This window comes from Krasilnikovia sp. MM14-A1259 (assembly GCF_047159535.1).
Taxonomy (GTDB): Bacteria; Actinomycetota; Actinomycetes; order Mycobacteriales; family Micromonosporaceae; genus Actinoplanes.
On sequence record NZ_BAAGAJ010000002.1, the window covers coordinates 2,004,136 to 2,028,001 of the forward strand.

Below are 23,866 nucleotides of genomic sequence, written 5' to 3' on the forward strand. Positions count from 1 at the left end.
GATCAGCGGGCAACTGATGCGAGGTTCGTTCATGAAACCGCTGGATCGGCTATTTCATGGCATTTGTCAAGTTTCGGTCCTACATGTGGCTAACGTGGTCCCTGTGGGCTCATCTGAGCACCAGATCCTGCCGATCGGGGGACTCATGCGACAGCGGCTCGGGTCACGGAAACCTCACCGTCGTCTGCGGCGCGCTGCCGCGGTTCTCGCGTGCGTCACGGCGTTCGGGCTGCCGGCAGCCCCTGCCGCAGCGGACGTTGCGAGCGTCGGCGCCGCGCAGATGTGGGCCGGGAACCGGAGCGCCCGCGCGGACGGGCTGGCCGCGCCGACCAACGTCCGGGCCGAGACCGCATCCCAGGGCATCCACGTCAGCTGGGACCCGCTCGTGGGCGCTTCCCCGAGCGTCCACTACGCGGCCTACGCCAGGCCCCCCGGGTCCACGGATCCGGGCTTCGGGTGCTTCCAGCCCACCTCCGAGCCCGGCGACCGGTTGGGGTGCACGATCAGCCGCGACCTCGACCCCGGCGCGGAATACGAGGTCTACGCGGTGGCCATGAACGGCGTCGAGCAGTCAGCTCCCGCCTTCGCCGCCGGACCTGTCACGGCCGGCGGCACTCCCCCGGCACCGGACGCCCCGACGATCACCACGGTGACGGCCGGGCGCGGCACGCTTACCGTGAGCTGGGACAAAGTGCAGTTCGCGACCAGCTTCACCGCGACCGCGGTGGCGACAGACGGCGTCAGCCCGGGCGGAACCTGCCACGAGTCCGCGAAGTCCCTCTCCTGCACGATCAAGGACCTGTCGGCCGCGGTGACCTACCGGGTGACGGTGACCGCGACCGGGCTGGGTGGCACGTCCCCGTCGAGCGCCGTCGCCACCGGAGTCCCGACCGGCGTGCCGACGACGCCGCCGCAGCCTCCGACGAACGCTCCCACCCTGGCGTCCGATGTGGCCCGGGGTGAGACGCCGGCCGCCGGAAGCCACATCACGGTGTCCGGCCATGGGTTCAAGCCGGGCACCACGGTGGAGGTGGCGCTCTATTCGGCGCCGCGGGTGCTGGCACGCCCGGTGGTGGCCGCGAACGGCTCGTTCTCCGCCACCGTGACGATCCCGGCCACGTACAAGGGTGAGCACACGTTCGTCGCCACCGGCACCAGCCCGAACGGCCGGGTCCGCTACCTGGCGTTGCCGGTCACCATCGCCGCCGCGGGCACCGGCCTACCGGTCACCGGCTCACCGGTCACCGCGCTGGCGCTGTTCGGCCTGGCGACCGTGACGGCCGGCGGCTTCGCGGTCTTCACCACCCGGCGCCGGAAGCCTCGCCCCACGACGGCCTGACCGCGCACGCTCGAGGGGTCTCGACCGAGACCCCTCAAGCCGCTACGGAACATCGAGCGGTTCCTCGGCTCGGCGCGGTTGCGGTCGTATCGCCGTGGCGCCCGCCGGCCTATCCGCGCCACGCCGGCTTCCCCGGTTTCTCGCCGACGCGTCACCGGGGAACCGCACCAGCTTGCCTGACGGCGGCATCGACCAGGATGCTGATGTCATGATCGACTGGCTGTTGACCACCGCGTTCACCGCATTCGGAGCGCCTACCACCTGGGCGGAGCTGCTCGGCTTCGCGACGGGTCTGCTCACCGTCTGGCTGCTGGTACGCCAGCACATCCTCAACTGGCCGATCGGCATCCTCAACGTGGTGCTGCTGATGGTGGTCTTCTGGTCGGCCGGGCTCTATGCGGACGCCGGCCTGCAGGTCGTCTACATCATCCTCGGCCTGTACGGCTGGTGGGCGTGGCTCTACGGCGGTGACCAGCACAACCCGCTGACCGTACGCGCCACCACCCGCGGTGAATGGACCGCGCTCGGTCTTTCCGGAGCCGCACTGAGCGCCGCACTGTGGTGGTTCCTGGGCCGGTTCACCGGCTCGACAGTCCCGCTCGCAGACGCGGTCACGACCGCGTTGTCACTGCTCGCCACGTACGGCCAGACCCGCAAGCTGGTGGAGAACTGGTGGCTGTGGATCGCCGCCGACCTCATCTACATCCCGCTGTACGCATACAAGGGGCTCTGGCTCACCGCGATCCTGTACGTCGCGTTCCTGACCCTGTGCGTACTCGGCCTGCGCGCCTGGCGTGCGGCCCTGCCGGCGCGGGCGGCGGTGCCCGCATGACGTACCGCCACGGCCTGGTGATCGGCAAGTTCTATCCGCCGCACGCCGGCCATCACGCCCTGATCGACGCCGCAGCGGCGGCCTGCGACCGGGTCACCGTGGTCGTCGCGCCCTCGACGCGCGAGTCGTTGCCCCTGGAACTGCGGGTGGACTGGCTGCGGGCGGCACACCCACCCCACGTCCGGATCGTCGGCAGCTACGACGACCACCCCGTGGACTACGGCGACCCGGCCGTGTGGGACCTGCACATGGCGGTGTTCCGGGCGGCCGTCGGCGCCGACCACGTCGACGCGGTGTTCTCCGGGGAACCGTACGGTGCCGAGCTGGCCCGGCGGTTCGGGGCCGTGGCGGTCACGGTCCGGCGCGACGCGCTGCCGGTCTCCGGCACGGCGATCCGCGCCGACCCGGTCGCGCACTGGTCGCAGCTCGGCCCGGGCGTACGGTCCTGGCTGACCCGCCGGGTGATCGTGGTGGGTGCCGAGTCCACCGGCACCACCACGCTGGCTCGTGCCCTCGCCCACCACTTCCGGCTGCGCGGCGGCGTCTGGGCGCACACCCGATGGGTGCCCGAGTACGGCCGCGAGCTCACGGAACGCAAACTGGCCGCACTGCGCGCGGCGGACCCGGATGCACGTGTCGAGCACGTCACCTGGGACCGGGCCGACTTCGTGACCGTGGCGCAGGCCCAGAACGCGGCCGAGGACGAGGCGGCTCGCGCCGGCTCGCCGATCCTGTTCGGCGACACCGACGCGCTGGCCACCACCGTGTGGGAGGAACGTTACCTGGGCAGTGCCTCGCCGGCGGTCCGCGCGCTGGTCCGTCCCCCGCATCTCTACCTGCTCACCGACCACGAGCGGGTGCCGTTCGTCGACGACGGGCTGCGCGACGGGCAGGGCGTCCGGCCCTGGATGACGCGTCGTTTCGTCGAGACGCTGGCCGCTCAGGACGTACCCCATCGGGCGTTGACCGGAAGCTATCCGGACCGGCTCCGCGCCGCAGTGACCGCTTGTGATGCGCTGCTCGCGCGGGGTTGGTCCTGGGCGCCCCCGATCAGCCCGAAACCTTGAGAAGGTGACGGCGGGTGAGGCGCGGCGCTGGGCCGCGCCGGAGGTCGAGCCGCTGTCCGAGGTCCCGGTGTCGACCGGCTGTCGTGACCTGGACGTCCGCTGCCGGACCGAGGTGTAGGACCGTCGACGGCCCAGCCTCGGTCGGGAGGCCCGGAAAGCTCAGACCGGGCCACCGGCGACCGATCTGGTTCGTCTCACCGACCCACGGGATCACACCCGCCCGCGCTCCGGCTCCGGGCCTGCCGGGTTACGGCACCGGCGGTACGCGTTGACCGATTCGCACTGCTCTCAGGAGGTTTCGTTGACCGCACCGATGCCTCCTGCCGGCTGGTATCCCGACCCGTACGGCGGCGGCGGCGGGGACCGATGGTGGGACGGGCAGCGGTGGACCGGCGAGACGTCGTTCCGGCCACCGGTCCCCTCCCCCGCCCAGCCGGCCTTCCCGAGCGCACAGCCGGCCTTCGCGAGCACACCCGCCCAGGGCAGCCTCGCGGTGGCGGGTCCGCGGTTGACCACCGGCGCTGCGCTGGCCGGTGCGGCGATGATGGTCCGCGGACGACGCCGGATCGGACTGGCCACGTCGCTTTTCCTGCTGGTCTTCGGGCTGGCGTTCGTTCTCGCCGGCTGGGCCGTGGCGCGCCCGAAGACCGGACCGGGATGGGTGACCACCACCGCGACGGTCATGGACGTCACCATGAACAGCGACTATCAGTACCGGGCGATCTACCGCTACAACGACCGGTCCGGACAGCAGCACACGCTCCCCGGCAGGCTCTTGAGCGGATCACGACCGACCATCGGCGAGACGACGGACGTGGCGTACAACCCGGTGGACCCGGACAACGCCACGGTGACCGGCGGGCAGGAGGGGCATTTCTGGATGCTGTTCGCCGGCGTCGGTACGGTCGTCAGCCTCATCGGCGCGGTCGCCCTGCTGCGGCGGCTGCTCGGCCTCGCCATCGGCGTCGGCCTGTTGACCCGGGCATGGCTCCGCCGGGCGTAAGCCACCCGCGTCCCGCCTGCTCCCGATACTGGACGGACCACGTCAGCATGGTCCATGGTCGCATCGTCACCGTCCAGGTCGGCACTGGACGGACGCCAACACTCGGCTGGACGGCCACAACGTCACACAGGAACCGAGGAACACCATGGGCGCCCTGCACGACCTGCTGAACGAACTTGACGGCGCCCGCGTGCACGACGTGCTTGTGCCCGGATACATCGAGACGGCGTACGGAACACCGGAGTTCCGGCCGCTCGGGGGTACCGCCTATCTGCACCTGGATGACCGGTTCCTCCGTATCGACGGCTCCGAGAACGAAGGCTCACTCACCCTGCGCATGGTCGATGAGATCACCATGCCGGCGACGCTCGAGCGCGAAGACGACGAGTTCGCCACCGCCTCACTCACCAGCCTCTTCTTCATCGATTCGGGCGCGGATCCACCCATCACCCGCATCCGATACGCCGTCAACGACCCTGCAGACGCCGATCGGGGGGTCGTGCGTTGCGCCGAGTTCCGTATCGGCTCCCGTTCCACCCTCTTCTTCGACCCGATGTCACTCGAGCGGCTGCGCATCGCGGTGCACGACGGGTACGACGACTGGCAGCGACACGACCGCGACCGTGAGGTCGTCGGCTACGTCGAGGAATTCGTGTGGGAACCTGAAGGCTCCTCGTAGCCGGATCATCGACAACTGCCCCGGGTGCACGACATGGAACCGCCGGAGTTCCTTCGCTTCCAGCATGTCGTGCACGCCGTCGCGCGGGCCAAAACGGCGACCGTGCCCACCGAGCGCATGTACTCGATGAGCCTCGGTAGCCGGCAAGGCAACGCGCACCTGCATTGGCACCTGGCGCCCATGCCACCGGGCGTGCCATCCCACTTGCAGCAATTCCACGCCGTCATGGCCGAGAACGGCATCCTCGCCGTCAACAACCACAGCCAGGCCACGCTGGCCCGCGAGATCCGCCGCCAGGTCCAAATCTGACGGTACGGCGTCGGTAACTGCCGGATCTTCTGAATCAACGTGGATTCCGGTCGCGACATCGCCGGCGGCGGTGACCTCGACGAGTGGCGCGCCGCCGGCGAACCGGTCATGTCGTTGCCGTGGTACGCGCCGTCGTCAGCCGTTGGCGCAGACGGCGCCGTTGAGGGTGAACGCCGCCGGGGTGGCGAAGGCACCGGTGTAGGTGCCCTGGAACCCGAATGATTGGCTGCCACCGGCGGAGACGCTGCCGTTGTAGGACAGGTTGCGCGCGGTGATCGCCCCGCTGGTGGCGGACAGGGTCGCGTTCCATGCCTGGGTGACGGCCTGTCCGGCGGGCAGGCCGAAGCCCAGCGACCAGCCGTCTATCGCCGCGGCGCCGGTGTTGGTCACGGTGACGGTGGCGGTGAAACCGCCCGGCCAGACATTCGTCTGGTAGGCGACGGTGCAGCCCGTTCCACCGGTGGGTGGCGTGGTGGGCGGGGTGGTGGGTGGCGTGCTACCGCCACCGTTCACTGAGGCCGAGAAGGACTTGACCGCAAGCCCGGTGCCGCCGATCCACGGCTCGAACCCGGCCTGGATGCTGGTCAGATACCAGGCGCTGGTGATGGCGCCCCGAGTGCGTACGTCGGTGATGAAGTCCAGCACGCTGAATCCCAGGGTGGTGATCGGGGCCGGGGCGACGTAGCTGATGACCTCGTTCTGGCCGTTGCTGCCGCGCCAGACCTCCCACGTGTGGCCGCCGATCGTGGCGGTGCCGACGACGGATCCGATCGGCTGGATGGCGCCCTGGCGGTTGAACCAGATCATGATCTCCTGCTGGTTCACGCCGTCGGTCTTCGGCGTCGGGTCGAGCCAGATGTCGTACGCGGCGTCGTATGTGGCGCCGCTGACGAAGCCGTACTCGATGCTGCTGGTCGCGCTGGTGATCTGGTCCACCCGCAGCGGGAGGTTCGTGCCCGGCGAGCAGTTGGTGTAGTGGCAGCCATAGTAGATCGCCGGGTACGACACCGGAGCGCCGCTGGTGTTGCCGACGCCCTGCTGGCTGGCGATGGCGAAGCCGGTCGCGGTGACGGTGATGCACTGTTCGGCGGTGGTGCCCCAGCGGTTGTTCATCACGACGTATCGGCCGCCGACGGTCGTGGAGCCGAACTGTTCGCAGATCTGGGTGTCGGCCCGTGCCGGCAGCGCGAGGGCGATCGCGGTCAGTGAACCGGCGGCGAGCAGGCAGGCGGTGAGGGCGGCGCGGAGGGCATGTCTCATGACACTCCTAGCGGTGGGGGACTCCCTGGGACGAAGGGGGATGGGAGCGCTCCCAACACGCTAACGCAGATCGACGGATGTGAAAAGAGTGTTGCCAAACGGTTTCCGGCGCGAGCCGCCGAGGGCTGCTCCGCTTGCTACCGGATGGCAAGCTCGTGTCCCGTGATCGATGATTGCGCGAAAGACCATCTGCACGGCCGGCTCCGGTCGGCACGTCAGGCGCCGGTCTGGATGCTTGATGGGCTTTCCGAATACGACGTCCGGCACCCTCTGACAGCAACGAGAAATCCGGATCTCGTGGAGGCTCGCCCGTGAGGGCAGTCATCGTCGCGGCGGCGGTCGCCTTCATCGTCTCGCTGTTCGGCACGCCGTTCGCGATCCGGGTCTTCACCGCATTGAAGGCCGGGCAGCCGATCCGTGTCCTCGGGCCGGCGACCCACCAGGGCAAGAAGGGCACGCCCACGATGGGTGGGGTGGCGTTCATCGTGGCCACCATCGTCGCGTACGCGGCCGGGCACGTTGCCCTGACCACCTTGCCGGAACGTCAGATCGCCCAAGAACGCCCGACCATGACGGCGTTGGTGCTGCTCGGGCTGTTTCTCTTCTGCGGCGTGGTCGGCTTCCTCGACGACTTCCTCAAGGTACGCAGGCGCAACTCGGACGGGCTGAGCGCGAAGGGCAAGCTGCTCGGCCAGTTGATCGTCGGCGGCGGCTTCGGCATCGCTGCGCTGTACGTGCCCAGCACCAACGGCGAAACCGTGGCCAGCGAACACATCTCGTTCATCCGGGACCTCAGTTGGCTGGACGTAGGCAAGATCGGTTCGGTGCTGGTCTTCGTCTTCGTGATCATGTCGATGTCGAACGGCGTGAACCTCGCTGACGGCCTCGACGGCCTGGCCACCGGAGCGTCCATCCTGGTGCTCGGGGCGTACGCGCTGATCGGCTTCTGGCAGTACCGGCACTGGTGTGGCGACGTCGACTACGCCCGGGTCAACGAGTACTGCTACCAGGTGCGAGATCCGTTGGAGATCGCGATGATCGCGGCTGCCGCGGCAGCCGCGTGTGTGGGCTTCCTGTGGTGGAACACCTCGCCCGCGCGGATCATCATGGGTGATACCGGCGCGCTCGGGCTGGGTGGGCTGATCGGCGGACTGGCCGTGGCGACCCGGACCACGCTGCTGTCGGTCATCATCGGCGGCCTGTTCGTGATCGTCACGATGTCCGTGGTCATCCAGATCATCTCGTTCAAGACCACCGGCAAGCGGGTGTTCCGGATGACGCCGCTGCACCACCACTTCGAGCTGGCCGGTTGGAGCGAGGTCAACATCGTGGTCCGGTTCTGGATCGTGGCCGGGATCTGCGTAGCGATCGGCCTGGTCGTGTTCTACTCGGACTTCTTGGCGGCCGTGGGATAACGCCACGCGACAAGCCTGTGTCATGCCACAGACGTGAACCGCCGGGGCAGCCTGATTCCTCCCTACCGGGGACGCATCGCCGTCAGCAGCGCTTCCATGGCCCTATAACCGGTCCGTCTCTGATACGCGTGGGAATACCGACCCTGCCGAATTGCTCGCGCTCCTGCTCCCCCTCCAGCGGGGTCGTTCAGCCGCAGGACGACCGTCGGCCCGTCCGGGCGCGGGTTAGTGGAGGGTGCACAGCAACGCCATTGCCATGACTGTCGTTGCGTACGCAGCGCCGCGCCGCCCTGATCGATCCCGACCGGGATTCCTGAAGCCCAGGTTCGTCACTGGCGTTGCTTCCTGGCAGCACAGGGTTGTGGACGCACAATCGGGTGGTGAGAAATCCGGTGCCCCCCGTCGTGACCTCGTCGTCCTTCCGTCACGCCGGTGCGCCGCCGAAGGGCTCGGCGTGCGTCTGACCGGTGACGTCCGGGTCTTCGGCGGCGCCGATGACTTGATCGGCATGCAACGCGCCGTCCAGCGGACCTGGACTGCGGACAGCCACTGGCACATCGGTGACCTGGCCTGGCAGCGCCCGTCGCTGCCGGAGCGGACGGTGGCCCTGTGGCCCGACCCCGACGGCGAGGTCGCGGCCTGGGCCTGGCTCAGTCCTCCCTGGCGTCTCGAACTTCACGCCCCGCCGAACCTGGTGGACGCGGTGCTGGCCTGGTTCGACGCGACAGCAGGTGAGGTGGGGCAGTCGGTCACCGTGATGGACTCCGACACCCACCTGAGCGCCGCCTTGCGCGCGGCCGGGTACCGCGAGGTGGATGAGCCGTTCTTCCGGCACTGCCTGCGTGACCTGGACGACGATCTACCGGCTCCGCGTCTGCCCAGCGGCTTCCGGGTACGCGCGATCCGGGCCGACGAGATGGCCGAGCGGGCTGCGGTGCACCGGGCCGCGTGGCGCCCCACGTGGCTCGGCCAGTTGCAGGTGCCGCCGGTCGACCTGGGCGACGGCGAGTCGGGCATGACGACCACGCGCTACCAGACGATCGCAGCGACCTGGCCGTACCGGTCGGACCTGGACCAAGTCGTCGAGGCGCCGGACGGCATCCTGACGGCCTCGGCGCTCGGCTGGTACGACGAGGTGAACCGAGTGGCTCTGCTGGAGCCGGTCGGCACCGACCCGCGGTACGCCCGGCGCGGTCTCGGCGCCGCCGTCAGCCTGGCCTGTCTGCACGCGATGCGCGATGCCGGGGCGACCCGCGCCGTGGTGTGCCCGCGCGGCGACGCGGCCTACCCGGTCGCCCGCGCGCTCTATCACCGGATCGGTTTCCGCGACGCCGGACGGACGGTCACCTATCGGCGGGCGCCCGCGGTACCGCGCTGACCTCTGGGGGCGGTAGTCCGGCCGTGGAGGGTAATCATCTTGCGGACTGCCGGTCCAAGGTTCCCAAGGTCTGAGTCGACGAGATCTAGCAATGGGTTTCACAATGATCAGGTGCTCGTCTACTACACGGCCGCCGTCGCAGACGTCATCACGCATGATCAGAAATTCCCAGCGGGCGTATCGGTGCGGCCCCTGGTGCGCGACGACATCCCCGCGCTCGCGCACGTGTACCTCAACGCATATGGGCCAGCGGTGGTCGAGACGCACGAGGCAGCAACGGTCGAGGTCGCCTCGGCCTTCGACGGCGAATGGGGCCAGCTGTGGCGCGCGGCGTCGCTTGGCGGGCGACCTTGCCCCTTGTGTGGCGTGAGCTGCGCAAACTGTCCACTGGCGTCCATCGTTGCGCGACCCGCAGGCTTCCATCGGCCTTGTCCGTCGCCCCTCGCCCTTGGTACAGCGCAATGGCGCCGTACGCTTGGCGCCGGCCCCTCATTCGCCAATCCACCGCGCGCACCGCGATGCCGGCTACGCGGGCACCGGGCTCGACCTGGCCCTCTGCCACCGCATTGTGAGCCACGGCGGCACCATCACCGCCGCCGACAACCCTGGCGGGGGCTCTCTCTTCACGTTCACGCTGCCCGCCACCGGCCAACCCGGCACCCTCGCCGAAATCGCCCCACTGGCCCTGCCCACCACACGCACCCCGGCGAGCCCCATCCACCGCCCGGCACACCCGCCCGCAGCATCACAACACCGACCAGCAGAGTTTGAGCCAGGGACACGGCACCCGCCGGACGGAGCACACTATCGCAGCACTGTGCACGCTCAGCGACAACAGGTGTTGCTCGCCCAGATCGCCTTCCGGTCGGAGTCCCGATAGAGGACCAGGTTCCCGTCGTTCTGCAGGATCAGCGTGGCGGTCCGATCCGGGCCCTGGTACGAGCCACTGTTCCAGGCGGAGACCCCCTGCCGGTTCTTCAGAGCCAGAGAGCCGTCGGCCTGGTTGATCAGGAGGGAACCGTGCTTGTTCGTCACCGACCACAGCACCTGTGCCGGTGTCGTGGCGGTGACCGTGCGGTAGAGCACGAGGTTGCCGTCGCCCTGCATCCAGAGGAAGAAGCGACCGTCCGGGGAGCGCAGCGCCGAGTTCTCGAACACCGCCTGATTCCAGTACAGCCGATCCGGCCAGCCGCCCTGCAGTGCCGTCCGCATGTCCTCGAACAGCGGGGACTTGGGGTGGTGGGAACCGTCGACCTCGTTGGTCTCCACGCCGAAGTTGCAGTCGCCCAGATTGGGCGACTTCACGCAGTCCTCGCTGCGCGGGCTGTCCTGATAGGTGAAGAGGAACAGCGGTCCGGTCCAATCCACCGACCGCCACAGGTGGACGGCGTCCACCTGGATGTTGCGCACCCGGGCGAGCGAATCGTTCGGACGATAGGGTTCCTTCGTCGGCACCCCCCACTCCGTACCCCAGATCTTCTTGCCCGCGTCGCCGTTGCGGACCAGGACGTCGCGGACGGCGGCGAGCTCACCGCACAGCTGTCCCTTGTCGTTGCGATAGATCGGCCCGAAGGGGTTGTCCCACGGACTTTCGCACATGCGCGCATCCGGGCCGGCCTGGTTGGGGAAGTACGGATGGTGCGCGACGGCGTCGAAGTAGTCCCGGGCGTGCTCGTCGTAACCGGCCTGGAGCCACGCAGCAGAACTGCTCGCGTAACCGTTCGGAGTGCCCTGCGCCGAGCCGCCGGCCACGACCACGCACGAGGGGCAGCCCTGCTTGATCCTGGGGTAGGCGAGTTTCACCAGCTCCCAGTAGCGCTTCTTGCGTTCCGGCACGCGCTGCGCATCCGTGCCGGGCACGTCGAAGTCGCCGAACCCCTGGAGGTTCGGCTCGTTCCACACCTCGTACGCCTGCACCTTGGTGCCGAAGTGTTCGACCGCCGCCTGCACGACGTCCGCCCAGTCGCCGTCATGGTCGCGGGTCGGGAAGAACTTGCCGGATTCGTGGCCGCCGTTCGCCCACTTCGGCGTGTAGTCGAGGATGAGCATGACGCGGAAACCACGCTGGTGTGCGGCGTCGACCGTCTTGTCGATACCGGACCAGTCCAGCCCGTCCGCGCAGGGGCCGGGACAACTGGTCTGCTCCAGCCAGGTCCATTCCAGGTCGACCCGGATGAACGGGTTCCGACCACCGGCGTACTCCCACTCGCGATCCAGTCGTGGCCCCGGGTCCACCTTCTGGTAGATCGACTCCTCGAAACCGACGTCGGCGTTCGTGTACGTAGGTGTAGTCGGCTCAGCCTGAGCCGGCACCGCGGCGAACGCCCCGCCGAGCACGATCGCGGTCATCGCGGCAGCAGCGCGCCACCAGAACGGTCTTGGCACAACGGACCCCCGTGTGTCGATGCCGGTCAGACACCCGCCCCTGATCCGAGACCATCGAATGTCAGACGGCCGGAATCGAATCTGGCCGCGGAGAAGCTAACACGCATCCATGCCAGCGCATGGTTCGATGTGTCACGGGTCTCGCCGCGGACCGACGCCGGGTCGCGGGCGCCTCACTCGACCAGGCGGAACTGCTGCAGCAGCTGGCCGATCTCGGTGCTCTCCACCTTGTTGCGGTACAGCGTCCGGCCGAGCGTCCCACCGGGCACCCGGAACTCGTCACCGTCACGCAGCCGGTTCGTCGCGGCGAGCAGCGTACGCACGTCGTAGGTCGAGTTGAACACCTCGGGTACGCCCCGCTCGATGTCGAGCAGCTGGTAAACCGCCTCCATCGGGGTGCGTACCGAGTACTCGGTGGTGAAGATGCAGTCCCGGCCGGTCTCGGCGAACTGGCCGATGAACGCGAAGTTCACCGACCCCGACGGGACCACGTCGGGGCGGTCGCCGGCGCGGCGGGGCATGAAGAACGAGGTGACGTAGGGCATCATGCACGGCACGGTCCGGGCGCCGGTCGCGGCCAGCTCGTCGATCTCGTCCGCCGGTACGCCGAGGTGGTACAGCCACTCCTTGGTGATCTCCTCGCCGGTGCAGTCCTGCATCGGCTTGCGCACGTAGTCGCCGGGGACGTCCACGAACAGCGAGTAGATCCAGACCACGATCTCGGTCGGCTTTTGCGCCTTGAAGTGCGGTTGCCGGTTGACGGTCCAGCTGAGCAGCCAGCTGGAGTCGCGGACGCTGACGACGCCGCCGGTGACCACCCGGCCGCTGAACGGATCCCGTTTGGCGATCTTCTGGATGTAGGCCGGGATCCGCGGGTCGAGGGTGGTGACCGTCGCCGACTCCCACTTCGTCTGCGGTATGTGCGCGCCGAAGACGTCCGGGCGTCCGAACGACGGGTCTTTCGCGGCGATCCGGCGCCACAGGTCCCAGGCCGGGGCCGGGCCCTCGTTCAGCCGCGCCGGGGTGTGGTGGTCGCCGTTGTCGGAGTTCTCGGTGAGCGAGCCGATTGTCATGAACAGCAGGTCGTCGGCGCTCAGGTCGACCCCGCCCGGCGCGCCGTCGCGGATCCAGTGCAGCCGGGTCGCCTGTTTGCGTCCCGCGCTGATGTCGAAATCGACGTCGGTCACCTCGGTGCTGAAGTGGAACACCACGCCCTGCTCGAGCAGCCAGGTGTAGAGCGGCAGGGTCAGCGACTCGTACTGGTTGTACTTGGTGAACTTCAGCGCGGAGAAATCGGGCAGCCCGCCGATGTGGTGGATGAAGCGGTGCAGGTAGAGCTTCATCTCCAGGGCGCTGTGCCATTCCTCGAACGCGAACATCGTGCGCCAGTACAGCCAGAAGTTGCTGGCCAGGAAGTCCGCGCCGAAGACCTCGTCGATCCGCTTGCCTTCCATGTCCGCTCGGGTCGCGAGGAAGACCTTGATGATGTCCTGCTGCGCCTTGTCGCTGAGTCCGAACAGCCCGTCGGTGCGCGCGTCCTGGCCGCGGTCGACGGTGGCGCGCTGCAGGGAGAAGTTCGGGTCGTCCTTATTCAGCCAGTAGAACTCGTCGAGCACCGAGGCGCCCTCGATCTCCAGCGAGGGGATCGAGCGGAACAGGTCCCAGAGGCACTCGAAGTGGTCCTCCATCTCCCGCCCGCCCCGGATCACGAACCCGCGTTCCGGCTCCTTGATGCCGTCCAGCGCGCCGCCGGGCAGCCGCAACCGCTCCAGAATCGTGATCCTGCTGCCGGGCATCCGGCCGTCCCGGATGAGGAACGCTGCACCGGCCAGCGAGGCCAGTCCCGCGCCCACGAACCAGGCCGCCTTGTCGTCCACCCCGGCCGGCTTGCGCGGACGGGCGAAAGCTTCGTAATTGCCGCTGCTGTGGTACATGATCTTCTCTCTCTCACCGGGCCCGGAATCCCCGGACCACCTGAGCGACCTGCGCCCGCAGCTCCTCGACCGGGTCGGTGCCCGGATGCACACCGGTCCACGGCTGGACCAGCAGCAGGTTGAGGACCGCGAAAACGGTGCGCGCTGCCCGGACGGCCTCTGTGCCGCCACCGAGCAGTTCCGCGATCCGCCGTTGTAGCTCTCCGACGAGCTCGAGCCCTTCGGCCCGGTACCGCTCGCCGGGCGGGCCGAACAACAGTTCGCGTTGGTAGACGGCGGCGCTGCGCGAGTCGTGGGCGCGGACGAGTACGGGCTCGATCTGAGCCAGCACCGCGCTGTCCGGATCCGCCTGGTCTGCCGCCGCGGCGGCACCGATCTCGATCGCGGCGCGCAGTTCCTCGTTGTGCACCATCAGGAACAGCTCGCCCTTGGACGCCGCGTACCGAAAGAGCGTGCCCGCCGCCACGTCCGCGCGCTCGGAGATCTCCTGCGTCGTGACGCCCTCGAATCCCCGTTCGGAGAACAGCTCCGCCGCGGCCCGCATGATCCGGTTCCGCTTCTCCCGCATGTTCTGGGCGCGCCGCCCGGCAGCCTCGTCGTCCACCGCCGTCCTCCAAATGAGTTCGCTCATTAATGAGCCTAGTCATTTTTCACGCCAGGGCGCCCGGGCCGAAAGTCCCGTCAATGCCGCCGGCGCCCACCATGGGGGGCGGCGTTCGGTGACCAAGAAGGTGCGAGCGATGCCCGCCGTTGGTCGGTTGGCCAGTCGGAACAACAACGAGGGCCGCCCGGCTGGGGGACGGCCCTCGTTTGTGTGGCCCGCTGTCAGCTGACGGGCAGGTGTCCGCTGACCAGCGCCTCGGGCGAGGCCGGGACCACGATCCTGCGGGGCCGCATGCTGTACGCGGTCACCCCGGCGGTGGCGCCCAACGCGATGAGCAGTCCGCCGAGTCCGATGACCAGCCAGGTGACCTGCTCGGCCTGGTACGCGCTCATCAGCGACCCGCGCAACGTCTCACCCATGAACGCGGTCTGCCGCACCTGGGCGAGCTGCTCGTCCTTACGGCCGCCGGCGATCCACTCCTCGGACACCTGCGAGTACGTCTTGCCACCGGTCGCCTTCGCCACGTGCTCGGCGATCAGATCCGCGTACGCCTTCGCGTCGCTGCCGGTGGTGACCTGCTGGCCGGCGTACGCCTTCAACGCGTCGGGCAGCTGCGCCTTGTCCGCCGGGAAGGTGATCTTCTGGGCGGTCAGCTCATCGGTGATCATCTGCTGACCGTGCACGCCCTCGTACACCATCACCGGGCCTGCCGCAACCATCCCGGCCCCGACCAGAGCCATCAGCACGCTGGCGATCTTCCGCGACCTCATTGTCCTGCCCCTTCCTTGTGCCCTGCCCTCTCGTGTTGCATCTAGATCATCGGCCGGCGCCGGGGCGCAGGGACGTGCGCAACGACCCCATCGGGGCGGGCTGAAGATCCCGTTCCGAGTGGGCCGGTCGGGGACCCGGCCGTGGACCAGGCAGGGGACCTTCGGCCCTGCCGGAAGCACGGTCCGCGGACGATGCTGATCTTGTCGCCCGCCGGATGTCTCAGGCGAGCCGCAGGTCAAAGATGAGAAGTGGCCGGTGAGCCACCAGACCCACCGTCGTCAAGACGGCACGACCGCGGCGAAGAGCCTGAACGACACCCGGCGGGCGCCAGACTGTGACCGCAGGATCCCGTGTCTGGCTTCAAGGTGCCGGCGCAGGGCCGTGCGCCCGTACCGGACGACGGACGCCGCGGTGACGGGACCCGAGCGCCAGGGACGGAGTCCGGACGAGTCCGGCGCCGAGATACGCCCTCGCGCCACGCCGGCTGATGCCCTCGTCGCGGCCGCAGTACTGACACGTCCGAAAACCGCGCGATTTTGTCGCACCCCTTCGGCAGAGTGTCAGGGGTGACAACCCAGACCGGTCCTGACGTACAGCCCTCCGCCGACGCCCTGCCCGCGTCCGCCACCGCGATACGCAGCCGGTGGCTGCCCAGCTATCTGGCGCTCGCCGCCATCTGGGGCACCAGCTTCCTGTTCATCAAAGTCGGCGTCCGCGAGCTGCACCCACTGTGGCTCACGTTCGGCAGGGTCAGCGCGGGCGTGCTGACCCTGCTGGTAGTGCTGACGGTGACCCGCGACCGGCTGCCCCGCGACGCCCGGCTGTGGGGGCATCTGGCGGTGGTCGCACTGCTCGGCGTCGTGCTGCCGTTCACGCTGTTCGGGTTCGGCGAACAGCGTGTCTCGTCGGTGCTGGCCGGCATCTGGAACGCGGCGACACCGCTGGTCGCGCTGCCGTTGGCGGTGCTGGTCTTCCGCACCGAGCGGATGACCGTACGCCGGGTGGCCGGGCTCGCCCTAGGGTTCGCCGGGGTACTGGTGGTCCTCGGCGTGTGGCACGGTGTCGGCGGCGCCCAGCTCACCGGCCAGCTCATGTGCTTCGGCGCGGCGATGTGCTATGCGGTGGCGATCCCGTACCAAAAGAAGTTCATCGCCGGTCGGGCGGGCAGCGGGGTCTCGATGGCCGCCGCTCAGCTCCTGGTGGCCCTGGGCATGCTCGCCGTGGCAGCGCCCCTGCTGGCCGGGCCGCCCCCCGCCCCGGAAAGGCTGTCGGTCGGCGTGGTGCTGAGCGTGCTGGCGCTCGGCGCCCTCGGCACCGGCATCGCGTTCGTGCTCAACCTGCAGGTGATCCGGGTGGCGGGCGCGAGCACGTCGACGTCGGTCACCTACCTGATGCCGGTGGTCGCCACGCTGGTCGGTGTGCTGGTCCTGCGTGAACACCTGCACTGGCATCAGATTGCCGGTGCCGCGGTCGTGCTGGCCGGTGTCGCGGTCTCCCAAGGCCTGCGGCTGCGCCGCCGCGCCACCCGCTGAGTCCACCGGCGGGCGGCAGGATCTCAACCCGGCCGCCCGCCGCGGGCACGCCACCCGGCCGGGGGTCCTCGCCGGTCTGCCCGTCCACCGCCTGGATCGCGTGGGCCTGCGAGCGTCGCCCCCGGCCTCGGCCCGCGGAGGCCGGGAAGCACCCGGACCGTCGTTACGGCCCGGGTGTCCCCGTATTCCCCGGACCTACTGTGTGATGCGGATGTCGTCCAGGTAGCCGCGATAGCCGCCGGTGCCGGCCGGCTGGTCGTACCCGAAGTCGATCTGGACGATCCGCTTGCCGTTCGCGATCGCGCCGAGCGGCACGACCACCTGGGTCCAGGTGTCCAGGGGCAGCTTGCCGCACTGCTTGCCCGGGTGCACGACGTTGCCGCGGTTGTCCTTGACGCCGGTGCTGCGCAGCGCGACGGTGCTCGCCGCGATCTTGTCCTCGAGCAGCAGGTCGAGCGACACGCACGAGCTGTTGCTGCCGGTTACCCCGCTGAACTTCGCGCTGCTCTGCGGGTAGACCCAATACGACAGCCGGGTGGTCGGGGTGACGTACGTCTCCCCGAGGCTGTAGCCCTTCATGTACGCGTACGAACTGGTGGCGCTGTTGTCCTTGCCCGAGTACAGGACGATGCCGGATCCGGTACGCCCGGTGGCCGGACCCTCCTTGAGCTCCGGCCCGGTGACCGAGGAGACCAGTGGGCCGACGTTGGCCGCGCCACCGGCCGGCTTGGCGCCGGTGTCCACACTGTTGGTCCAGGTCAGCTTGGTGTCACCGGACTCCGCCGAGGTGCGGAACTTCGGCGCGCTCTCCAGGTCGGTGAACGACAGGTCGTCGATGAAGCCACGGTAACCGCCGGTGTTGGCCGGCTGGTCGTAACCGACGGTGACCCGCAGGATCGTCCGGCCGGCCGCGACCGCACCCAGGTCCACGTCCACTTCGTTCCAGGTGTCGAGAGTCAGTTTGCCGCACTGCGCGCCCGGGTGGATCGAGTTGCCGCGCTGATCCTTGGCTCCCGAGTCGCGCAGGTTGGTGCCGTCCGAGAAGATCAGGTCGACCGCCACGCAGGTGCTGTTGGTGCCGGAGACCTTGGACATCTTGGTAGGGCTCTCCGGGAAGATCCAGTACGACATCTTGGTGGTGGGCCGTACCGAGACGCCCTTCAGCCCGAACACCTGGTTGTAGGAGTAGGACTTGGTGGCGCTGTTGTCCATGCCCGAGTACATCAGCGCGTTCGTGCCGGTGTGCGGGCTCTCTGTCCGTACGCCCAGCTCAGAGGTGGTCACCGTGCCGACGATGCCGCCGACGTTCAGCGTGCCGCCGTGGCCGCCACCGGTGCTGTCGACCGTGTTCTGCCAGTTCGGACGGGCGTCGGTGGCCTCGAACCCGCTGCTGAAGTCCAGCCTCCGGTCCTTGGCGCGCGCCTCGTCCTGTCCCTTGAGCAGGAAGGTCTGCAGGGCTACGAGCGTGTTGTCGGCGAGGGCCCGATCCGCGGCGGCGAGCAGGTTCGGCGAGAAGCCGTCGTGCGTGGCGGCGTCCCGGATCGGGGTCACCCGGTCGCGGTAACCGGCCAGTTCCTTGGCGGCTGCCGCGTCTTCGTCCCGCTTGTTGGCGGCCGCGCCCCCGGTGAAGATGAAGTCGGTCAGCGCCTGTTCGAGCTGGTCGTCCGGCGCGTTCAGGGCTACCTGTGAGGCGAGCGAGACCTCAGAGCCCTTGGCGTTGTTATGGATGAAGAGCACGTATTGCCGGTTGGGCGCTTTGACCAGCTCGTCGGTCACCGGCAGCAGGAGAAGCTGCAGCAACGACTTCTTGGCGCCGGCGAGCCGCTCGGCCCGCAGTTTCGCAGCCTGCTCCTCGTCGGCCTTCTCGATCGCCTCGCGCATGTCCTGGTCGGCCGCGGCGGCGGCCCCGGTGTTGAGGAAGGCGTCCCAGTCGCCCTGGCCGGTGCCGTCGGCGATCGCGTCGCGGGCCGCGGTCCAGACGTGGGTGCCGGACGTGGAACGCTGCCACACCGCGAAAATGAAGTCGCGGTCATCCCGCTCGATCAGCGCGGTGTCGGACGGGTCGAGCCCGACAGTCACCGCGACCGAGCGCCGGCGGGCCTTCGCGGCCTCCGCAGTGATCTCGGCCTGGGCGTCGTCGTTGGCCGCCACGAAGATGCCGGTGACGATGAAGTCGTACGCCGCCCGTGCGTCATCCGACTCGTACGCACGCATCGCCGCGGCCTTTACGTACGGCCCGGCCTCGGCGCGGCGCCACAGCGCGAAGACGAACGCCTGGTCGTTGAGGACCAGCAGGTCGACGCCGGGGTTGACGCCGATCGCGCCGGCCGCCTTGACCTTGTTCTCGTCGGTGGCCTGGTTCGTGGGGTCCTCGACGACGGCGACCCCGGCCGCGGCGGCGCGCACCCCGGCGGACGCCGAAGGAGACGGCCGAGGCCCCTCCGCCTGAGCGGCCCCGGGCACGCTCAGGAGCCCACACACCAGCCCGGCCGCGAGCAGGCCGGCTTGGACGGTTCTTACAGACATGACGAATTCCCCCGTGCAGACGGGCAGCCTCGCGGAGACACCCCGATCAACGATGTGGACTGTCGTTCGGCACACCGACCCGATAACGACGGGCGCAAATCTACGGCACTGCCGCCCCCGCGGTCGAGTCAGCCCAGGTCGGGACCGAACCGTGGCGTGCAAGGCTGCGGTCTGTGAAGTCCGGCTTTGGGAGCGGGGCCCACAGCGCAGGGACCCACGGTGAACTACCGGTTCCCTGCGCTGCCGCCGGCCTCCAGCCGCGGATGCGGTGCTGGATCGGCCTGAGCGTCATCGCAGCGCCCAGGATCTGGCCATGCGACGTCCAGATGGGTCACGTACGAAAGAACCGTGGTGCCCAAAGCCGCGGACAGTCGCGTGACGCGGCCTGCGACCGCGGCCCCGACGTCGGCGGGCGCGAGCAGGCGGATCGACCCGTGTTCGTCCGTGGCGGAGACGAGATGCAGGGTCAGACGCCGCTGGGCGACATCGACGGTCGCGAGCATGCCACCGCCGCGGCCGCGCATCGTGGGCCAGTCGAAGACCAGGTTACCCAGGCCGTAGAGAATCGGTCGCGACCGGTGGAACTCGATGCCATGCACGTCATGTGTGCCGTGCCCGGCGATGATGTGCGCCCCGGCGTCGATCGCGGCGTACGCGAACTGCCGCTGGTAGTCGCACACGCCGTCACCGGGTACGCCCCAGTGCATCGAGACGACCACGACATCAACTTGGTCACGGAGCCGGCGCACGTCGTCGCGGAGTGCGGCGAGGTCGTCCGGGTCGGCGACGGTGCGCACCACGGGCGGCCGGCCAGGCACCTCGGCGATGCGCGGGTCGGGCCGGTAGCTTGTTTCCGCCCACGCCGTGGCGACCCCGGGCGTATGGTCGCCGGCGGCGTGGCCGTACGGAAAGAAGATGCTGGTGCAGGCCAGGAATCCGACCCGGACGCCGGCTCGCTGGACGATCGCGGGTGTCCGTGCGGCCGCCCGGTCGATGCCGGCGCCGCAGTGCGCAATGCCGTGCGAGTCGAGGACGTCGCTGCTGGCCAGCGCCGCGGCCGGCGGGTACGTGACGTTGTTCGCGCAGCTGACCACGTCGATGCCTGCGGCCACCAGCCCGTCGACCATCCGTGGTGGGCTGTGCCGCCAGCGCGGCTTGTGCGCGATGTCGGGGCGGGACGGGTACGGGGAAGGCTCGGACAGTGGACCTTCAAGGTTGACGAACCGGACGTCCGCCTCAGCGAGCACCGCCGCCACCGGCCGCAACGCGGTGGCTGGCACCTCCCGGTTGATGTTGACGTCACCGCCCAGTAGTAGCCGCACGCCCGTCCCCCGTTCGCCATGCACGGCCGCAGCGGCCCGAGCCGGTGAGCGTACAAAGCGGCGGCCAGCCGCGCCGACGGGCCGCGGCCGCGGCTCAGGTCACGGGTAGGTGCCGCCGAGGAGGCGGCGTGCGGTCCTGAGGGATTCGGAATCCGCCACTGCCTGGTCGATGGTGCGGGGGGTTGCGGCGATGAAGGCATCGATGGTGTCGAGGTGTTCGGGTTGAAGTCCGCGGTTGGGCAGTGGTGCGATCAGCAGCGCCCGGCCGGTCCCGGTGAGTTCGTCGTGGACCGGGCCGCCGGTGGGCACCGCGTCGTCGTCGGTCCAGATCAGCCGGTGCCCTTGGTCCAGGACGGTGCTGGCTGCGGCGAGCTTTGCCGCGGGGGCGGTGGCGGTGCTGATCGGGTCGATCCAGGCGCGTTCCAGGCGGGGCAGGCCGAGCAGGCGTTCGACCTGGTCGGCGTCGGCGCACCAGGTGGAGCACCAGCGGATCGTGACAAGCTGGTGCACTGCGCGGATCCGGGCGACCAATGCCGGCGCCCACCGCAGGCGGTAGGGCAGACCGGCGGAGTATGCGGTGCCGGTGCGCGGGGCTGCGGCCCAGCCGGGCCGGGTGGCGTTGATGACCCCGTCGAGGTCGAGGAGCCAGACCGTTGTCGTCACGCGCTGCCTTGTTCTGTTCGGTGCGGATGTTGCGGTAGATGGTCATGGGGGGTGACGCCACAGGAGGAGGCGATCTCACGGTGTGAGATCACCGTGGTAGATCCGGCCCCGTCGTTGCTCCTGACGTCGAGGACCAGACCGTCGCCTCCGGGGCTGAGCACGGCGACCTCATCGCAGAAGTCACACGGCCAACGAAACTCTTTCAGGTCCTCTGGCCGGATGCTCAGTCGAGCCCAGGCAGGGTCCGTCCATCTCCGAACCTCTTGCACCACTGCATCCAGTTCGGCGCCGATCTCTGGACATAGTGCCTGCAACGCGGCGTCATCATGGACAGTGGACCCGAACTGCGCGATCACGTCGATAGACGCGCCGACCCTTCTCATGGCCATCGATCATGACAATGACACCCCAGGCATGACGACTTGTCACTCGTACCCGAACACGCTGACCCGGCAGCAGACACATGCTGTCCTGCTCGAATCGCTCCACGGTGGTCGGGGCCCAATCCGGGACTTTCCTGGTCACCTTGCCTCAATTCCCGATGCTGTCACCGGTCGCGACTGCCGGCAATTCATCCAGCTCTGAAAGCCGTGGCCGGTGGGCGCTCATCCACGTTTCAACGTCGTCGGCAAGCCAGACCTTGCCTTGCTCCGACTCAGCGATGGGCCGCGGGAAGTCGCGGCGGCTGGTGATCTGATATGTCCGTTGGCGGCTGACCCCGCCGAGCCGAACCCGGATTTCGTGAGTACCCATGAGGTGAAGTCGCACACCCACCATACGTATGACTATAGTCGCTAGCCTACCTCAGGCAAGGGCGAGCGGGGTGCCTTGGCCGATGCCTCGAGGATGGCGCCCGGGCCCTCGACCTCAACTCGCCACTCACGCAGCCGACCGCACCGAACTGGGCTTAGCCTCTTGAGGCGACCAACTCCCGAAGCAGGATCACGATGCCTCAGCTTCGCCAGGCATGCACACGCATCCTCGATGCAATCGAGAACCGGCATGGCCCAACCCTCGACGTGATCGAACTCGGCGGTGGACCGTACTGGATGATCGTCCCTGCAGCAGCTCAGCTGCTCCACCCCGAGCCGGAGCAGCAGGTCACGGTCGGCGACACTGTCGATGACGCCGACGAGCTGCCGCGCTCGCCGGCCGCGGCGAGGACGAGCCAGTCGTTATCTGGCATGACGCCGCCCATCTCGGTGGGCTGCTCAGATTCCTGGCGTTCCTCGACGAGCAGGAATCGAACTCCACGGGGTGAATGGGCTCCCAGTTACCGCCGTCGGCGGTTCCGGCCGGGACCTGCTGACCTCTTCCGCATCAAGGTATGATCTTGGATGTTTGACCACGAGTACAACGTGGGCTGAGCTGCGTAAACGGTCCATCTGAGTCCGTGGTTGTCCGGCGCGATTCGCCTCGGTTGTCACCCAGTCAGTCACCCACCACTGGCCGAGTCAGTCGGAGTCCGACTCCTTGTCGACCAGGCCGCAGGCTGTCCCGATGTCGTTTGAGCGGACCATTGAGCTTCCCCCCGGGGTGTGGACACCGGGTTATGCCGCGACTTGGAGCAGCGTAGCCGGGTCGAGGGTTTGTTCGTAGTCGGCGGGGCTGCGGTAACCGAGGGCGGAGTGCCGGCGGCGATGGTTGTAGAACGCGATCCAGCGGAACACGTCGCGGCGGGCATCGGCCTCGCAGGCCCAGCGGCGCCTGTCGACGTCGAGTTCGCGTTTGAGCGACGCGAAGAACGCCTCGGCCAGGGCGTTGTCGAACGACGACCCGATCCGGCCCCTCGACCGGCGTACCCCGTAGCGGCGGCAGGCGTCCGCGAAGGCGGTGCTGCCGTATTGGCTGCCGCGGTCGGAGTGGAACACCACGCCGTGGACGCGGTGTCCGCGAGCCGCGACCGCCGCGTGCAAAGCGTCGATGACCAGCTCGGCGCGCATGTGAGAGTTGATGGACCAGCCGAGCAGCCGCCGGGAGTGGATGTCGATGACGGTGGCCAGGTAGATGAATCGATCCCCGACCCGCAGATAGGTAATGTCGCCGCACCACCGCTGATCCGGTGCAGGGGCGGTGAAGTCGCGACCGAGCAGGTCTGGCACCGGCGCCGCGGCCAGGTCCGGGATCGTGGTCCGTTTACGCCGGCGCAGGTGCCGGCCGACCACCGCACGCTGACGCATGATGCGCTCGACCCGTTTGCGGTTGACCCGCAGACCTTGCTCGCGCAGTTCGACGGTGACCCTCGGTGAGCCGTAGGCGCCGCCCGAGGCGGTGTGCACCGTGGTGATCGCGGCGGCCAGCGCGTCCTCGGCGGCGGTCCGCGCGGCCCGGCCGGGTGCGGCGGCGGCCCACCGGTAGAACCCGGAGCGCGACACCGCCAGGACCCGGCACAACCGCTTCACGCCGTGCTCCCCACGGTGGGTGGAGATGAACCGGAAGCGGCTGGTCACCGATCCATCTCCTTCGCGAAAAACGCGGCGGCCTTGCGCAGGATCTCCTTCTCCTGCCGCAACTCGGCCACCTCACGGCGCAGCCGGGCGATCTCAGCGTCCTTGTCCGCCACCGACAACCCGGCACCCGCCGAACCCGCGCCCGCTGCCTGCTCGTCCTTGCGGACCCAGTTGCGCAGCGTCTCGTGACTCAGGCCCAACTCGCGGGCAACCTCGTTGATCGGCCGGCCGGACGAGCGCACCAGCTCTACCGCATCGGCCCGGAACTCTTGCGTGTACTTCGATGGCCTCCCCAACGGGGACACCCCTTTCCTCTGGACTCAAGATCCAGTTTCAGGGTGTCCACACCGCCGGGGGAAGCCCACATCTCCATCACAGCCGCCATCATGGCTGGCAC

General features: G+C 68.9%; 20 protein-coding genes. 10 read left to right on the forward strand and 10 right to left on the reverse strand.

Annotation, left to right across the window (positions count from 1 at the left end; all coding sequences use genetic code 11):
- Positions 1–103 precede the first annotated feature (103 nt).
- The 6 genes from ACMCNK_RS08655 (at position 104) to ACMCNK_RS08680 (ending at position 5,229) form a co-directional block, all read left to right on the forward strand.
- Positions 104–1,339: a fibronectin type III domain-containing protein gene (locus ACMCNK_RS08655; RefSeq protein WP_412735879.1), complete on the forward strand. Its 1,236-nt coding sequence runs from the start codon at positions 104–106 to the stop codon at positions 1,337–1,339.
- Positions 1,340–1,547: 208 nt separating this feature from the next.
- On the forward strand, positions 1,548–2,171 hold the full coding sequence (pnuC, locus tag ACMCNK_RS08660; RefSeq protein ID WP_412735880.1) for a nicotinamide riboside transporter PnuC: 624 nt from the start codon (positions 1,548–1,550) through the stop codon (positions 2,169–2,171).
- Positions 2,168–3,238, forward strand: a complete 1,071-nt coding sequence (locus ACMCNK_RS08665) for an AAA family ATPase (RefSeq protein ID WP_412735881.1) — start codon at positions 2,168–2,170, stop codon at positions 3,236–3,238. Before pnuC ends, ACMCNK_RS08665 begins: the two co-directional genes overlap by 4 nt.
- A 301-nt stretch (positions 3,239–3,539) precedes the next feature.
- On the forward strand, positions 3,540–4,241 hold the full coding sequence (locus tag ACMCNK_RS08670; protein WP_412735882.1) for a DUF3592 domain-containing protein: 702 nt from the start codon (positions 3,540–3,542) through the stop codon (positions 4,239–4,241).
- A gap of 145 nt (positions 4,242–4,386) precedes the next feature.
- Complete coding sequence (locus ACMCNK_RS08675) at positions 4,387–4,920, forward strand: hypothetical protein (RefSeq protein WP_412735883.1); 534 nt, start codon at positions 4,387–4,389, stop codon at positions 4,918–4,920.
- 33 nt (positions 4,921–4,953) lie between these two features.
- The gene (locus ACMCNK_RS08680; RefSeq protein WP_412735884.1) at positions 4,954–5,229 is read left to right on the forward strand and encodes a hypothetical protein; all 276 of its coding nucleotides are present in this window, start codon (positions 4,954–4,956) and stop codon (positions 5,227–5,229) included.
- 135 nt (positions 5,230–5,364) lie between these two features.
- Here ACMCNK_RS08680 and ACMCNK_RS08685 read toward each other — a convergent pair whose 3' ends face one another.
- Positions 5,365–6,489, reverse strand: a complete 1,125-nt coding sequence (locus tag ACMCNK_RS08685) for a GH12 family glycosyl hydrolase domain-containing protein (protein WP_412735885.1) — start codon at positions 6,487–6,489, stop codon at positions 5,365–5,367.
- Between the two features lie 311 nt (positions 6,490–6,800).
- On the opposite strand from ACMCNK_RS08685, the gene mraY reads away from it, so the two are divergent.
- The 3 genes from mraY (at position 6,801) to ACMCNK_RS08700 (ending at position 10,162) form a co-directional block, all read left to right on the forward strand.
- Positions 6,801–7,904, forward strand: coding sequence for a phospho-N-acetylmuramoyl-pentapeptide-transferase (mraY, locus tag ACMCNK_RS08690; protein ID WP_412735886.1), 1,104 nt, complete (start codon positions 6,801–6,803; stop codon positions 7,902–7,904).
- A gap of 454 nt (positions 7,905–8,358) precedes the next feature.
- A complete protein-coding gene (locus tag ACMCNK_RS08695; RefSeq protein ID WP_412735887.1) occupies positions 8,359–9,282 on the forward strand; it encodes a GNAT family N-acetyltransferase in 924 nt (307 codons plus the stop codon).
- 475 nt (positions 9,283–9,757) lie between these two features.
- Entirely contained in the window at positions 9,758–10,162 is a 405-nt protein-coding gene (locus ACMCNK_RS08700) for an ATP-binding protein (RefSeq protein ID WP_412740785.1), read from the forward strand.
- Here the strand turns inward: ACMCNK_RS08700 and ACMCNK_RS08705 are convergent.
- From ACMCNK_RS08705 to ACMCNK_RS08720, 4 genes are all read right to left on the reverse strand, one after another.
- Positions 10,108–11,667, reverse strand: a complete 1,560-nt coding sequence (locus tag ACMCNK_RS08705; protein ID WP_412735888.1) for a hypothetical protein — start codon at positions 11,665–11,667, stop codon at positions 10,108–10,110. The two genes, ACMCNK_RS08700 and ACMCNK_RS08705, sit on opposite strands and share 55 nt — an antisense overlap.
- 173 nt (positions 11,668–11,840) lie before the next feature.
- Positions 11,841–13,601, reverse strand: coding sequence for an oleate hydratase (locus ACMCNK_RS08710; RefSeq protein ID WP_412735889.1), 1,761 nt, complete (start codon positions 13,599–13,601; stop codon positions 11,841–11,843).
- Positions 13,602–13,614: 13 nt separating this feature from the next.
- Positions 13,615–14,205 (reverse strand): helix-turn-helix domain-containing protein, encoded by a 591-nt coding sequence (locus tag ACMCNK_RS08715; RefSeq protein WP_412735890.1) that lies wholly within the window; start codon positions 14,203–14,205, stop codon positions 13,615–13,617.
- A 221-nt stretch (positions 14,206–14,426) separates the two neighbouring features.
- Positions 14,427–14,975 carry a hypothetical protein gene (locus ACMCNK_RS08720; RefSeq protein WP_412735891.1) on the reverse strand — a complete coding sequence of 183 codons (549 nt, stop codon included), beginning with the start codon at positions 14,973–14,975 and terminating at the stop codon, positions 14,427–14,429.
- 567 nt (positions 14,976–15,542) lie between these two features.
- Between ACMCNK_RS08720 and ACMCNK_RS08725 the strand changes: the two genes are divergently transcribed.
- The gene (locus ACMCNK_RS08725; protein WP_412735892.1) at positions 15,543–16,508 is read left to right on the forward strand and encodes a DMT family transporter; all 966 of its coding nucleotides are present in this window, start codon (positions 15,543–15,545) and stop codon (positions 16,506–16,508) included.
- Positions 16,509–16,703: 195 nt separating this feature from the next.
- Here ACMCNK_RS08725 and ACMCNK_RS08730 read toward each other — a convergent pair whose 3' ends face one another.
- From ACMCNK_RS08730 to ACMCNK_RS08750, 5 genes are all read right to left on the reverse strand, one after another.
- Positions 16,704–19,034 carry an alpha-mannosidase gene (locus ACMCNK_RS08730; protein ID WP_412735893.1) on the reverse strand — a complete coding sequence of 777 codons (2,331 nt, stop codon included), beginning with the start codon at positions 19,032–19,034 and terminating at the stop codon, positions 16,704–16,706.
- Positions 19,035–19,258: 224 nt separating this feature from the next.
- Positions 19,259–20,356: a CapA family protein gene (locus tag ACMCNK_RS08735; RefSeq protein ID WP_412735894.1), complete on the reverse strand. Its 1,098-nt coding sequence runs from the start codon at positions 20,354–20,356 to the stop codon at positions 19,259–19,261.
- A gap of 99 nt (positions 20,357–20,455) precedes the next feature.
- Positions 20,456–21,019: a hypothetical protein gene (locus ACMCNK_RS08740; protein ID WP_412735895.1), complete on the reverse strand. Its 564-nt coding sequence runs from the start codon at positions 21,017–21,019 to the stop codon at positions 20,456–20,458.
- 531 nt (positions 21,020–21,550) lie between these two features.
- A complete protein-coding gene (locus ACMCNK_RS08745) occupies positions 21,551–21,796 on the reverse strand; it encodes a helix-turn-helix transcriptional regulator (RefSeq protein WP_412735896.1) in 246 nt (81 codons plus the stop codon).
- A gap of 773 nt (positions 21,797–22,569) precedes the next feature.
- A protein-coding gene (locus ACMCNK_RS08750) for an IS3 family transposase (protein WP_412735897.1) occupies positions 22,570–23,765 on the reverse strand; the annotation gives its coding sequence in 2 pieces (ribosomal slippage) (positions 22,570–23,484 and positions 23,487–23,765; 1,194 coding nt in all).
- Between the last annotated feature and the right edge of the window lie 101 nt (positions 23,766–23,866).